This is a genomic window from Acinetobacter calcoaceticus ANC 3811, assembly GCF_000399665.1.
Lineage (GTDB): Bacteria > Pseudomonadota > Gammaproteobacteria > Pseudomonadales > Moraxellaceae > Acinetobacter > Acinetobacter calcoaceticus_B.
Genome location: NZ_KB976985.1, coordinates 185,251 through 198,727, shown reverse-complemented (window position 1 = coordinate 198,727; position 13,477 = coordinate 185,251). Strand labels below are relative to the sequence as shown.

Sequence of the window (13,477 nt, the reverse complement as noted above, 5' to 3'; positions counted from 1 at the left end):
AAGCAGGTTATAAACCTGCTTGCCAAAATGCTTCACCAGCTGCAATAGGATCATTGGTCTTTTCAAGTGTTTCAATCCAGACAGGGTATTGACGAATGACTGGATGCTGACTTGGATGAAAATCTTTTTTAAACCAATCTAAGTATTGGCTTTTCATAGCGGTTAATGTGCCATTTTTGCCGAAAAACCAAGGTAAACCTTTAAGGCTCATCAAGATTCTTTCTCTAGAACTAAAGCCATCACATTTCAACATGATGTTGGTGCGATAGAGCGTAAAACCAAACATGAGTACTGTTGTAAGAACCAATACAAAACGACGAGTCGACTCAGGAACTTCACCTACTTGTTTCATGACATCAAAAGCAACATCACGATGCTCCATTTCTTCAATGGCATGCCAAGCAAACAGCGCTCGGATATACGGGTGAGCATTTTCCAAAGTTTTTTTATTGCTATAAAACGTTTCTGCCATTAATGCAGTTAAATGTTCAGCTGCTGCTGTCATTGCAATATTGTATTGCGGTGAGCGTTTGGTGAGTTCAAAACGAAAAATTCTTTTTAGCGTAGCTGTGAATTGGTCAACAGGCATACCTTGCTCTTTCATAAGCTGATTCATTTTGTCATGAGCAATACCGTGTTGAGCTTCTTGTTTAATAAAATCCACAACTCGTTTTTGTAGTTCTGGATCATCAATTTTGTCACGGAACATACGAACACATTCGATAAAATAACGCTCTCCATCTGGAAAGGTTAAGCTGAGTGCATCAAACATACGAGTCAAAAAAGGATCATTATTAAACCAAAAGCGAGGTGCTTCGTTTAAGTGAAAATCTAGATCTTTACGAACCACTGGCTCGACCTGATAAGAAACATGTGCGTTCATATTTTTATTTCTCGCATCTAACTTGTTCACTAGTATGTCGCGATTGGTCGGCTTTGTTTTGACAGTTATTGCCAATTTTTATACAGTTTGCGACAAGATGGCAGTAAAAAAAGGATGAGCCATGCAGGATTTTACAATTTCAAATGGTTATTTTTACCTATGGAATACTTACTTAAAAGAAAGGGGAATGGACTGGCAGGCATTAAATCTGACGGATGTTCAGGCCCGACAAGTTCAAAATATTTTAGCTTCGTCTATTGATGCTCAATCATCTTTAAATTTTTTTCTTGAGCTTTTAGAGCTAACCGAATCTCTGCTACAAGTTTCCAATTTAGCTTTGGAAATGGCTACTTGCATTACACCTGCCAATTTTGGAGTATTGGGTTATATGGCATCCCGAAGTGGCAGTTTTGCAGAGGTTCTTGAATATATTATGAAGTTTCATCGTCTGGTGATTGACGGTGAGCAAGTGGTGCCTATGCAAATTGAGCAAGATGCTTCAAAAATTCGTTTGTATTGGCCGTTGGTTGATGACAGCAATATCATACTTTGTGAATTGACCTTGGCCGCGATGGTACAGCTTGCTAAACAAATAGCCCCACTGCATGATTTTCTCTTGCAACAAGTTGAGTTTGTGCACCGTGCACGTGGTCCGTTAGTGCACTATCAGCGGTTCTTTCAATGCAAATTATCATTTGAAAAATCTTACTATGCATTAACTTTTGCAAGTGAGGGACTAAGTATTCGTCCTCAGCATGCAGACCCAACCTTAATGCAACTTTTAGTGAAACAGGCAGAAGAAGCATTAGCTCAGCGTAAAATACATACAGATTTAGCTCAGCAAATTCATTGGATCGTCCATGAATATTTTAAGCAAAGGCAGCAGGTCCCTAAAATAGAAGATATTGCCATCGAGTTAAATATTTCAGTACGAAGCTTGCAGCGCCAGCTACAGTCACTAAACACTTCATTTAAATTAATTTTAGATGCAGAGCGCATGAGACGCTGTGAGATATTACTTAACCAAAATGCCAGCCTCACTTTAATTGCTGAACAATTAGGATATTCGGACCAGTCGGCACTTGCACGGGCCCATAAAAATTTGACAGGTCAAACTTTGCTAACCAGAAAAAGGCAATTACAGCTAACAAATAAAAATGCAGCGAAATAGCCCTTTTGTGGGGATTTTCTATTCAGATGACGATCTAATAATGGCTCGAAAATAGGAAGCTTTGATCATTGAGAAAATTTTCAAAATATTGATAAATGTACACCATGGGTTGTATGAATCATACAATCGAATATCGCCATAACGTTAGACCTGTTCAATGGACAAAAAATAGCGTTAAAATGCGATGTTCTTGTATTTCTACAAACAACTCCTCAATTTTAAATAATTCAAGGAAAGCACAACCCTATGTCACGTCTTGCCACCCGTTTTGAAAAGCTTAAGTCCCAACAACGTAAAGCGCTTGTATCTTATGTTATGGCGGGTGATCCACAACCGCAAGTAACAGTTCCGTTACTGCATAAAATGGTTGAGGCAGGAGTAGATGTCATTGAGCTTGGTTTACCATTTTCAGATCCAATGGCCGATGGTCCAGTAATTGCGCTTGCAGCTGAACGTGCGCTTGCAGCAGGGACTAACACATTAGATGCTCTTAATATGGTAAAGGAGTTCCGTGAACAGGATCAGGATACACCTGTTGTTTTAATGGGTTATCTAAATCCAGTTGAAGTGATTGGTTATGAGAAGTTTATTTCTCATGCGAAACAGTGTGGTGTAGATGGCTTATTGCTGGTGGATTTACCGCCAGAAGAGTCAAAAGAGTTTGCTGCTGTGTTGAAGCAACATGACATGGATCAAATCTTCTTACTCGCGCCAACTTCTACAGACCAACGCATTCAACATGTGGCAAATCAGGCAAGTGGATTTATCTACTATGTTTCACTCAAGGGTGTAACGGGAGCCGCAACACTAGATACAGCAGAAGCTGCTGCACGTATTCAAAAAATCAAAAATGCCACTGATATTCCAGTAGGCGTTGGTTTTGGTATTAGTGATGCCGCTTCAGCAAAAGCAATGGGTAGTGTTGCTGATGCTGTGATTGTAGGTAGTGCTTTCGTTAAAAATTTTGCAACGTTGGCAGCGGATGACGCTGTTGAACAGACGGTGAATAAAGTCAAGGAGCTTCGAGCAGCGCTCGATGAGTTAGTATGAATCAAGAAGTGAAATCAGGGAAAGTTCTTAGCCCTGCGACCCCATGGACAAAACGTCCGGTTCCAGGTATTGAAGTCGCAAATGAGCAACAAATTCTCAAAGCAACATTTACTGAGCCAACGATTGAATGCCCTGAATGTCATGCTCTAGTGACACGTACAGCAATCTCTTTCAATGCGTATGTTTGTCCGCAGTGTGATGAACACTTACGAATGAAAGCTCGTGATCGTTTGAACTGGTTCTTCGACAATGTAGTAGCAGAATTAGGACAAGAGTTTAGCGCGAAAGATCCGTTAAAGTTTGTCGACACTAAGCCATATCCAGATCGTATGCGTGAAGCGCAAAGCAAAACTGGTGAAACAGAAGCTTTAATTGCAATGCAAGGCAATTTAAATGGCGTTGATTTGATTGCATGTGCTTTTGAGTTCGACTTTATGGGCGGCTCTATGGGTACTGTAGTGGGCGACCGTTTTGTTCAGGCTGCTGAACTTGCTATTGCAAAACGTCAACCATTGATCTGTTTCGCAGCTTCTGGTGGCGCACGTATGCAAGAAGGCATGTTGTCACTTATGCAAATGGCGCGTACTTCAGCGGCGATCCAAAGATTAAAAGATGCAGGCTTGCCTTATATCGTGGTGTTAACACATCCAGTGTATGGTGGTGTAACAGCTTCTTTAGCAATGTTGGGTGATATTCATATTGCTGAACCTAAAGCGATGATCGGCTTTGCTGGTAAACGTGTAATTGAGCAAACTGTACGTGAAACTCTAGAAGAACCGTTCCAACGTGCAGAATATTTGCTTGATCATGGTGTAATCGATCAGATTGTTCATCGTCATGCTTTACGTGATACTGTATCTCGACTTGTATCGAAATTGATGAACTTACCTTGAATCAACAAGCTCCACTTTCAATAGACTCTTTAGATACATGGCTCAATTATTGGAGCCATGTTCACGTTACAGGGATAGATCTTGGTCTGGAACGTGTAATTCCTGTTGCAGAAAAGCTGGGTGTCACTCAGCCTACTGCTAAAGTTTTTACAGTAGCCGGAACGAATGGTAAAGGCTCAACTACAACCACACTAGCTGCTATCTTAAATGAGCAGGGTTATAAAGTTGGGTTATATCAGTCGCCCCATATCTATTGCTTTAATGAGCGAGTTAAATTAGGTGGAGTCGAAGTCGATGATCAAAGTCTGATTGATGCTTTTGTTCAAGTTGATCAGGCTCGTCGCGATTGTGATTTGAGCTTATCTTTTTTTGAAGCAACCACTTTGGCTGCTTTTGTCATTTTTAAACAACAGCAATGCGATGTATGGGTACTCGAAGTCGGTTTGGGCGGACGCTTAGATGTCGTCAATGTAATTGATCCCAACGTTGCAGTTATTACTAATATTGGCCTAGATCATACTGATTGGTTAGGCGATACGATTGAAAAAATTGCTTTTGAAAAAGCAGGAATTATTCGTCCACAAATTCCGGTTGTCTTTGCTGGCGAACAACTTTTACCTCAAGCAATTCAAGATAAAGCAGAAAGTACAAAAGCAGACTTATATACCGTTAATCGTGATTATTTTTATAAACTCGCCGATGATGGACAAAACTGGTACTTTGCCTCTGAGGGAACCACTTTAAAGCTTCCTTTAGGTCATTTAGCCATTGAAAATATTGCAGGGGCCGTTGCTGCCATTTTAAATAGCGGACTTGAAGTTTCCCAGTCAGCATTAGAAAAAGGTATTCAATCTGCACGCTTAGCAGGGCGTTTTGAACAGCGTCAAGTTGAAGGAAAAACAGTAATTTTTGATGCCGGACACAATCCACATGGTGTTGAATTTTTGTTAAAGCAATTGCGAAATTTCTTAGAATACAATAAACAGTACACAGAAGTTGTCGCAGTATTTTCAATGCTGGCAGATAAAGATATAAAATCAGTAGTCGATTTATTGAAACCTACTGTTTTACATTGGAAAATTGCTGAGTTGAATGTGCCGCGTGCTGCACCGATTCAGCAACTCAATGATGCCTTGCAAGGTCAGACAGTACAACAATATGGCAATATCAAAGAGGCATTTAAATCAGCGCTTGAGCAAACAAATAACAATCAGCTGATTTTGGCCTGTGGTTCGTTTCATACTTTAGAAGCGATTTGGGAGTATTTGGAAGAATGTCAATGAATAACAAACAACGCTGGATGGGTGGTGTTGTTTTACTGGGAGGTGGTGTTTTATTGGCAGCATTACTTCTAAAAGGAAATGAGGAAATAAAACAGGTTGAAGTTCAACCACCCGCATCCACATCGCCAAAAACTCAAACTAAGCCAAAGCAAGCAACTGAAGGCCAAATGGTACAACTACAACCTCTAGCGGTTGATGTTGAAACAGAAAAACGTTTGCTAGAAGAGCAGCGCCGTTCGCGTGAAAAAGCGGTTGCTGAGCAAGAAGCACGTGCAGCTGAGTTTTTAGCAATGCAACAGCAAGCTGAAGCTGATGCTGCTCGTAAAGCAGCAGCAGAGTATGCTGCGATTAATGCACGTCGTACAGCTGCTCAAGAAAGTTCAGATAATATTCCACCAGAGTTAGTGGGTGAGGCGAAAGCTAAAAAACAGCAAACTAATGTGGCGAATAAAACAACTGATACTTCAAAAATAGAAGCAGATAAGAAAGCAGCTGAATCAAAACGCCAAGCAGAAGCAGATAAGAAAGCAGCTGAGGCAAAACGCCAAGCGGAAGCTGATAAGAAAGCAACTGAGGCAAAACGTCAGGCAGAAGCTGATAAGAAAGCTGCTGAATCAAAACGCCAAGCAGAAGCAGATAAGAAAGCTGCTGAAGCAAAACGTCAGGCAGAAGCAGATAAGAAAGCGACTGAAGCAAAACACAAAGCAGAAGCTGATAAGAAAACATCAGAGGCTAAACGTAAAGCAGAAGCTGATAAAAAAGCTGATGCTGAGAAAGCGCGTGAACTGCTGGAAAATGGTGATAAAAAGTGGATGGTGCAAGTTGCATTAGCTGCTAACCAAGCAAATGCAGATTCAGTTGTTTCTAAATTACGAGCTAAAGGCTACAAGGTAACTACGAGTCAAACCAGCAAGGGAATCCGTATTATGGTAGGACCTGCGAAAGACCGTGATACAGCAGATGCCGCCCGTAAGAAAATTACTTCTGATTCAAGTTTAAACATGAAATCGGCTTGGGTCATTGACTGGGTACCGCTTGATCAGCGATAACGGCTGATCATCCCCTAAATCAAATCAGGAACACTTACTTCAACGGCTTTATTCTTGTGAAGAAGTGTTCCACTCAATAGGGGATCTTGAAGATGAATACAACGATTAAAATATTAGAACAATTTGTTTTTGCACAAGATTCAGGGATTAGCGCACTGTCTGGAGTTGCTTGTGTGGGGGATGATCTTTATTTTGTTGGTGATAATCTCCCTTATTTATTAAGAATCAATCGAAACCAGAACATGGCCGATGCAACGGTCTTTGAAAAAATTCCGTTATTTGATCCTTCAGAGCAAATACCGCTAAGTGCATTAAGCAAACAACAAAAGCCTGATTTTGAAGCTTTAACCGCTATAAGTTGGAACGGACAATCACAGCTTTTGGTGATGGGCTCAGGTTCAACAGAAAATCGAAAACGAGCATTACTCTATAACCCTGCCAATGATCAGGTCAGAACTTTCTTGGGTGCGGTTGATTATGATTTTTTGCAGCATCAGGTTGAATTAACAGGCGGGGCTGATCTTAATATAGAAGCCATATGTTCAGACCATCGTTATCTCTATATCTTTCAGCGTGGCAACATAAATTTCCATCATGGGGTTTTAGTCTTTGATTTAATCAAAATTCAAGCAGGAAAATCCTTAGCAAATGCACTTATACATTCGCTCAAACTGAGCTTAGCTGAGCTTGATGGTTCAGCAAGTGGCATTTCAGATGCTTGTTTTTTAGTGGATAAAAATTTGATTGTTGCTACAGCTGCGGTCGAGCAAACACTCAATACCTATGATGACGGTGCTGTCTTGGGAAGTTTTATCTTGGTGTTTTCGCCTGATGGTAAAGCTTTAGCGGCTCATTTGATTCAAGATGCGAAAGGACGAACACTGCCAATCAAGATTGAAGGGATTACTTGGTTCGAGTCGAGATCAGATGGCGAAGTCTTTTTATTAGTGACAGACAGCGATGGTGGGGATTCTGAAATTTTGAAGGTATTACTTAGCAATGCCGCTTTGGGAAAATCATAAAGTTAAATCATATTTTTGATGATCATCTATCTTTAAATGTATGTTTTTCGGTGTAATTGAAAATAATAAATAAGTTGGTGATTGAGCCAACTTATTTGCCTAATAATCATGTTTGCATATAAAAGCAATCCAGTCTTTAGCTGCTGGAATTCGAAAGTTGCTGTTGAATCCATTTTACATTTTCAGGTGTAAATAAACCGTCAATGTTCTTCCAGATAATATGGTAGCCATAACCACCTTCTTTCATTTCTTTAACTGCATCATCAATTGCCCAATTCTCAAAAATAATTCGATACATCGCAACACTAGCGCCTGTACGGTCTGAACCATGGTAGCAGTGCAATAAAACACGTTGATTATTCTGTTTAGCAATTTTGATTTGCTGCATAACCTCTAATAGATCTTGTCGGTCGATTGCCCATGTATTGATAGGAATATGCACAAGATTAAAATTTTCATTTTTAAAAACTAAAGTATCTGCATCTTTGGCCCTTAAATTAATAATCGTTCCAATTTGATGGTTCTTTAATTCTGAAATCATTGCAGCGCTCGGTTGTTCACTGCGAAAAACATCATTACTAATTTGATAAAAGTTATGGCTCTGAGAAACTAAAGTACCCCAGTCTTTTGGGCGTTGCTCATGGGCAATACTTTCATGCTGCATACATCCTTGTAAATTTATACAGATGAGAAGTGTGATGAGCGATAATTTTTTCATGTTTGATACCGGTTAAGCTCATAAGGATCATGAGCACAAATTATTTCAATCGTTGGCTCATGTTGAGCTAAATGCTGTAAGCGTTTGAGATTAACAAGGCGTTGCTCATTATCTTCTGCAAATGTTTTTTCCAGCACACTGAGTGATCTTAATTTATTTTTAGGGTTTAACTCTAGATGTGAGTAGTATGCATCCCCACAAAATAATAACCATTGATTTTGTTGCTTTATGGCAATACCACAATGACCAGCTGAATGCCCCAATAGAGGCACCATTAAAATTTCATCTTGGAACAGCGGAAAACCTTTTACTTTTTCGAGGTTAAACCATGTTTCACCTTGCTGATATTCAACAAAGTTCCAGTAACGATGATCTTTATATTGATTGGTTCTATAACGAAGTTTGCCCTTGAAATTTGGAAGTTGGGCTGCGTTATATTCTGCTGCTAAAACATGCACAGTGGCATGTGGGAAATCTGAAATTCCACCTGCATGATCAAAATCAAGATGAGTCACAAAGATGTGCTGTACATCTTTAGGATTAAACCCGAGCTTTTGGATTTGCTGAATGGCACTAAACTCAAGGTTAGGTTCAATTTTACCTAAACGCTTAACTAATGAGCCTAGGCGTTGTTTCATATGTAAATAATCTTGCAAGCCAAAGCCGGTATCAATAAGCACTAAGCCTCGATCAGTTTCAACCAGAAGACAATGACAGACGACTTCAGCTCGAAAGCCTTTTTGTCCAAAGAGTGGGGCGCAAACTGGGCACATGCTGCCACACTTTAAATGATGAATTTTATAGATCATGATTTTTATTTTTTATACCGAATCGCTTCGAGTTATAACTGATCTGAGCAGTAAAAACCATGTGTATTCAATACATAAATAAAAAAGCCATCACGTTGGATGGCTTTTTAAGGGTGAAATATTTACTTATTTTGCTTAAGATTTACTATGCGGTTGGCTTATTTGAAATCTTCTGATGCCTGCCTACGCGCTTCGCTTGTCTTGCAAGTAATAAAACCTTTAGTCGGTTTTATTACTTGCAGGTTGTGGTGTTAGGCGTAAATAAGGTTTAACCGCTGTATAGCCTTTAGGGAAGCGCTGTTTAATTTCTTCTTCATCTTTAAGTGATGGGACAATAACGACATCTTCACCTTGCTGCCAGTTCGCAGGCGTAGCGACTTTATGCTTATCCGTTAATTGTAATGAGTCAACAACACGTAAGACTTCATTAAAATTTCGGCCTGTTGAAGCAGGATAGGTAATAATTAAACGAACTTTCTTATTAGGGTCAATAATCACTAAAGAACGCACTGTGAGGGTTTCACTGGCATTAGGATGGATAAAACCATAGAGCTCAGATACTTTACGATCTTTATCTGCAATGATTGGAAAATTTACCGTTGTGTTTTGTGTTTCATTAATATCGTTGATCCAGCCCTTATGAGACTCTACATCGTCTACGGACAAAGCAATCGCTTTAACATTACGCTTCGTAAATTCATCTTTTAATTTTGCTGTGTAGCCTAATTCTGTTGTACATACTGGCGTATAGTCAGCTGGATGTGAAAATAAGATTCCCCAACTATCACCTAAAAAATCATAAAAATGAATAGTGCCTTCGCTCGATTCTTGTTGAAAATCGGGGGCAGTGTCTCCTAATCGTAGTGTCATGATATTTCCTCAATTGCTCATAATTTGTTATTCCATTGAATGAATATGCAGCATTTACTTTATGATTAAAATTATTGTTTTTTTATTTTATTATGAAGTTTTTATATAAGTGTAAATATATATGACTAAAACTCACTATTTTATGTGCTTAATCAATGTAACTTTAAGGTAAATTTGCTAAATTAGATTTCTCGGAAGTTGTGCTTAATAGATGAGCGTTAATGTTACGTTTTTAGGTGCAAGGCGCATTACGGGGGACTAGATGAATGATAAAACCATTCGTCTAACTATCAGATTTTTTTTAGGGGTTTTGTGCAAACCCCTTGTACTTCAAATTTCTGGCACCATAATAAACGACTGAGAAAAAGTTTATTCATTTGACCAAGCAAGATTTAGAGAGTTTATCCATGTTGGCAAGTCTGATCGGAGGTATCTTCGGTACAAAAAATGAGCGCGAACTCAAACGCATGCGCAAAATTGTTGAGCAAATCAATGCGCTCGAGCCGACGATATCAGCTTTAAGCGATGCAGACTTATCTGCAAAAACTCCAGAATTCAAACAACGTTATAATAATGGCGAAAGTTTAGATAAATTACTTCCAGAAGCGTTTGCAGTTTGTCGTGAAGCAGCCAAACGTGTAATGGGTATGCGTCACTACGACGTTCAGCTTATTGGTGGTATTACCTTACATGAAGGTAAAATTGCCGAAATGCGTACCGGTGAAGGTAAAACCCTGATGGGTACTTTGGCGTGTTATTTAAACGCATTAAGTGGCGAAGGCGTTCATGTCATTACTGTGAACGATTATTTGGCACAGCGTGATGCTGAGTTGAACCGCCCATTATTTGAATTTTTGGGTTTATCTATTGGTACGATCTATTCAATGCAAGGTCCGTCTGAAAAAGCGGAAGCTTATCTTGCTGATATTACCTATGGTACCAATAACGAATTCGGTTTTGACTACTTACGTGACAACATGGTGTTTTCTTTAGCAGAAAAGAAACAACGTGGTTTGCACTATGCCATTATCGATGAAGTTGACTCAATCTTGATTGATGAAGCACGTACACCATTAATTATTTCTGGTCAAAGTGAAGACTCTTCGCATCTATATTCTGCAATTAATTCGATTCCCCCTAAATTAAAGCCGCAAAAAGAAGAAAAAGTGGCAGATGGTGGGCATTTCTGGATTGATGAAAAGCAGCGTTCAGTTGAAATGACCGAAGTTGGTTATGAAACTGTTGAGCAAGAACTTATTCAGATGGGCTTATTGGCTGAAGGTGAAAGCCTATATTCAGCAACGAATCTAAGCCTTGTTCATCATGTGTCTGCTGCTATCCGTGCACATTTCTTATTCCAACGCGATGTTCACTATATTATTCACGATGGTGAAGTCGTGATTGTTGACGAACATACTGGTCGTACAATGCCGGGTCGTCGTTGGTCAGAAGGTTTGCATCAAGCAGTTGAAGCGAAAGAAGGTTTAGAAATTCAGCCTGAAAACCAGACTCTAGCAACCACAACATTCCAGAACTATTTCCGTCTATATAAAAAGCTTTCAGGTATGACAGGTACTGCTGATACTGAAGCTGCGGAAATGAAAGAAATTTATGGCCTTGATGTTGTGATTATTCCAACTCATCGCCCGATGGTACGTAATGACCAAAACGATTTAATTTATTTAAACCGTAACGGTAAATACGACGCGATTATTCAGGAAATTACGAATATTCGTGAGCAAGGTGTAGCACCGATTCTGATTGGTACAGCGACCATTGAAGCCAGTGAAATTTTATCTTCTAAGTTAATGCAAGCTGGTATTCATCACGAAGTGTTGAATGCAAAGCAACATGAGCGTGAAGCTGACATTATTGCTCAAGCGGGTAGCCCGAATGCAGTCACGATTGCAACCAACATGGCTGGTCGTGGTACTGACATTATCTTGGGTGGTAACTGGAAAGCGAAGCTTGCCAAAATTGAAAATCATACGGCTGAAGATGAAGCACAGCTGAAAGCACAATGGGAACAAGACCACGAAGATGTGTTGAAATCAGGTGGTTTGCACATCATTGGTTCTGAACGCCATGAATCACGCCGTATTGATAACCAGTTACGTGGTCGTGCGGGCCGTCAAGGTGACCCTGGTGTTTCTCGTTTCTATTTGTCTCTTGAAGATGACCTTATGCGTATTTTCGCAGGTGACCGCGTAGTCGGAATGATGCGTGCAATGGGTCTCCAAGAAAATGAAGCGATTGAACACAAAATGGTGAGTCGTTCAATTGAGAATGCTCAGCGTAAAGTTGAAGCGCGTAACTTTGATATTCGTAAAAACTTATTGAAATACGATGATGTGAATAATGAACAACGTAAGATCATTTATTCACAACGTGATGAAGTGTTAGCTGAAAATACTTTAAAAGAATACGTTGAAGAAATGCATCATGAAGTGATGAAAGGCGTGATTACTAACTTTATTCCACCAGAGTCAATTCATGACCAGTGGGATGTTGAAGGTTTAGAAAACGCTTTACGTATTGATTTGGGTATTGAGCTTCCAATTCAAGAATGGTTAGACCAAGATCGCCGTCTAGATGAAGAAGGTTTAGTTGAGCGAATCAGTGATGAAGTGATTGAGCGTTATCGTCAGCGCCGCGCTCAAATGGGTGATGAATCAGCAGCAATGCTTGAACGTCACTTTGTTTTAAACTCTCTTGATCGCCATTGGAAAGATCACTTAGCTGCAATGGATTATTTGCGTCAAGGTATCCATTTACGTGGCTATGCGCAAAAGAACCCTGAACAGGAATACAAGAAAGAAGCTTTCAACCTGTTTGTAAATATGTTGAGCATTATTAAAACTGATGTTGTGACTGATTTGTCTCGTGTACATATCCCAACACCAGAAGAACTTGCAGAAATGGAAGCTCAACAGCAGCAGCAAGCTGAATCAATGAAGCTTTCTTTTGAACATGATGATGTAGATGGTTTAACAGGTGAGGTTACACTTTCTCAAGAAACCATGAACGAGTCTGACGGTCAGCAAGCTTTCCCTGTTCCAGAAAGCCGTAATGCGCCATGCCCATGTGGTTCAGGACTAAAATATAAGCAATGTCACGGTAAGATCTAATCTGCCTTTGCATAAAAAAAGCAGAACAATTGTTCTGCTTTTTTTATGTTTGTAGTAAGCCTGTGAATAATGTTTGCAGTTTTAAGCATTAAATGCTATTTACTTCTCATCCAGAGTGTATGTTGGAAAGACAATGAAAAAAGTATTACAACCTTTATTTTTAACTGTTCTTGCTGTGCCTAGTTTTGTTTTCGCAGCAGAAGCAGCTTCAGCCCCTCAAACGACAACGGTTGATAAAGTACTTGCAGCAAAAGGGCCAACTTCGGCTCAAGCTGTAGTGAAGCAAGAAAATACAACAGTGATTAGCCCGCGTACAGGTATTCGCTATACGTTGGGTAACACAGGTAATCGCCCAATTATTTTACAAACGACAGCGATTGCTCCGGCAAATTCAGCAAACATTAATCGTATTGTGGCAACTAACCCTGCTTTATCTGCGAAGAGCCAAGAGAAAGCTAAAGTTGCACTCATTGGTGAAGCTGCTGTTGCAGGGCCAGCTGCTGTTGCAGCAAGTAATGTAACGGCTCCTGCTGTATCAAATAGCATTGCAGCTGCGAACCCTACAACTATCAACTAAGTTGTATTTATAAAAAACCAGCTC

The 13,477-nt window shown here is 39.8% G+C and carries 12 protein-coding genes; 8 read left to right on the top strand and 4 right to left on the bottom strand.

Annotated elements, in window-relative coordinates:
- Positions 1-7 precede the first annotated feature (7 nt).
- Complete coding sequence (locus F935_RS00935) at positions 8-883, bottom strand: metal-dependent hydrolase (RefSeq protein ID WP_016137190.1); 876 nt, start codon at positions 881-883, stop codon at positions 8-10.
- 121 nt (positions 884-1,004) lie between these two features.
- On the opposite strand from F935_RS00935, the gene F935_RS00930 reads away from it, so the two are divergent.
- The 6 genes from F935_RS00930 (at position 1,005) to F935_RS00905 (ending at position 7,351) form a co-directional block, all read left to right on the top strand.
- Entirely contained in the window at positions 1,005-2,054 is a 1,050-nt protein-coding gene (locus F935_RS00930) for an AraC family transcriptional regulator (protein WP_016137189.1), read from the top strand.
- 246 nt (positions 2,055-2,300) lie between these two features.
- Positions 2,301-3,104, top strand: a complete 804-nt coding sequence (gene trpA, locus F935_RS00925) for a tryptophan synthase subunit alpha (protein WP_016137188.1) — start codon at positions 2,301-2,303, stop codon at positions 3,102-3,104.
- A complete protein-coding gene (accD, locus tag F935_RS00920) occupies positions 3,101-3,997 on the top strand; it encodes an acetyl-CoA carboxylase, carboxyltransferase subunit beta (RefSeq protein WP_016137187.1) in 897 nt (298 codons plus the stop codon). Before trpA ends, accD begins: the two co-directional genes overlap by 4 nt.
- Positions 3,994-5,280 (top strand): bifunctional tetrahydrofolate synthase/dihydrofolate synthase, encoded by a 1,287-nt coding sequence (gene folC, locus F935_RS00915; RefSeq protein ID WP_016137186.1) that lies wholly within the window; start codon positions 3,994-3,996, stop codon positions 5,278-5,280. The genes accD and folC overlap by 4 nt, the downstream gene beginning before the upstream one ends.
- Positions 5,271-6,329: an SPOR domain-containing protein gene (locus F935_RS00910; protein ID WP_016137185.1), complete on the top strand. Its 1,059-nt coding sequence runs from the start codon at positions 5,271-5,273 to the stop codon at positions 6,327-6,329. The genes folC and F935_RS00910 overlap by 10 nt, the downstream gene beginning before the upstream one ends.
- A 92-nt stretch (positions 6,330-6,421) precedes the next feature.
- Complete coding sequence (locus F935_RS00905; protein ID WP_016137184.1) at positions 6,422-7,351, top strand: DUF6929 family protein; 930 nt, start codon at positions 6,422-6,424, stop codon at positions 7,349-7,351.
- A gap of 136 nt (positions 7,352-7,487) precedes the next feature.
- Here the strand turns inward: F935_RS00905 and F935_RS00900 are convergent, their stop codons facing one another.
- The 3 genes from F935_RS00900 to F935_RS00890 form a co-directional block, all read right to left on the bottom strand.
- Positions 7,488-8,069, bottom strand: a complete 582-nt coding sequence (locus F935_RS00900; protein WP_016137183.1) for a dual specificity protein phosphatase family protein — start codon at positions 8,067-8,069, stop codon at positions 7,488-7,490.
- Complete coding sequence (locus F935_RS00895; RefSeq protein WP_212749572.1) at positions 8,066-8,878, bottom strand: MBL fold metallo-hydrolase; 813 nt, start codon at positions 8,876-8,878, stop codon at positions 8,066-8,068. Before F935_RS00895 ends, F935_RS00900 begins: the two co-directional genes overlap by 4 nt.
- 219 nt (positions 8,879-9,097) lie before the next feature.
- Positions 9,098-9,748: a peroxiredoxin gene (locus F935_RS00890; RefSeq protein ID WP_016137181.1), complete on the bottom strand. Its 651-nt coding sequence runs from the start codon at positions 9,746-9,748 to the stop codon at positions 9,098-9,100.
- 407 nt (positions 9,749-10,155) lie between these two features.
- On the opposite strand from F935_RS00890, the gene secA reads away from it, so the two are divergent.
- On the top strand, positions 10,156-12,876 hold the full coding sequence (gene secA, locus F935_RS00885; RefSeq protein WP_016137180.1) for a preprotein translocase subunit SecA: 2,721 nt from the start codon (positions 10,156-10,158) through the stop codon (positions 12,874-12,876).
- Between the two features lie 133 nt (positions 12,877-13,009).
- Complete coding sequence (locus F935_RS00880) at positions 13,010-13,453, top strand: hypothetical protein (RefSeq protein WP_016137179.1); 444 nt, start codon at positions 13,010-13,012, stop codon at positions 13,451-13,453.
- Positions 13,454-13,477 lie beyond the last annotated feature (24 nt).

Bases quoted from the DNA above. Each gene is read 5' to 3' on its own strand.
- F935_RS00935 (WP_016137190.1), bottom strand. From the start codon at position 883: ATGAACGCACATGTTTCTTATCAGGTCGAGCCAGTGGTTCGTAAAGAT.
- F935_RS00930 (WP_016137189.1), top strand. From the start codon at position 1,005: ATGCAGGATTTTACAATTTCAAATGGTTATTTTTACCTATGGAATACT.
- trpA (WP_016137188.1), top strand. From the start codon at position 2,301: ATGTCACGTCTTGCCACCCGTTTTGAAAAGCTTAAGTCCCAACAACGT.
- accD (WP_016137187.1), top strand. From the start codon at position 3,101: ATGAATCAAGAAGTGAAATCAGGGAAAGTTCTTAGCCCTGCGACCCCA.
- F935_RS00910 (WP_016137185.1), top strand. From the start codon at position 5,271: ATGTCAATGAATAACAAACAACGCTGGATGGGTGGTGTTGTTTTACTG.
- F935_RS00905 (WP_016137184.1), top strand. From the start codon at position 6,422: ATGAATACAACGATTAAAATATTAGAACAATTTGTTTTTGCACAAGAT.
- F935_RS00900 (WP_016137183.1), bottom strand. From the start codon at position 8,069: ATGAAAAAATTATCGCTCATCACACTTCTCATCTGTATAAATTTACAA.
- F935_RS00895 (WP_212749572.1), bottom strand. From the start codon at position 8,878: ATGATCTATAAAATTCATCATTTAAAGTGTGGCAGCATGTGCCCAGTT.
- F935_RS00890 (WP_016137181.1), bottom strand. From the start codon at position 9,748: ATGACACTACGATTAGGAGACACTGCCCCCGATTTTCAACAAGAATCG.
- secA (WP_016137180.1), top strand. From the start codon at position 10,156: ATGTTGGCAAGTCTGATCGGAGGTATCTTCGGTACAAAAAATGAGCGC.
- F935_RS00880 (WP_016137179.1), top strand. From the start codon at position 13,010: ATGAAAAAAGTATTACAACCTTTATTTTTAACTGTTCTTGCTGTGCCT.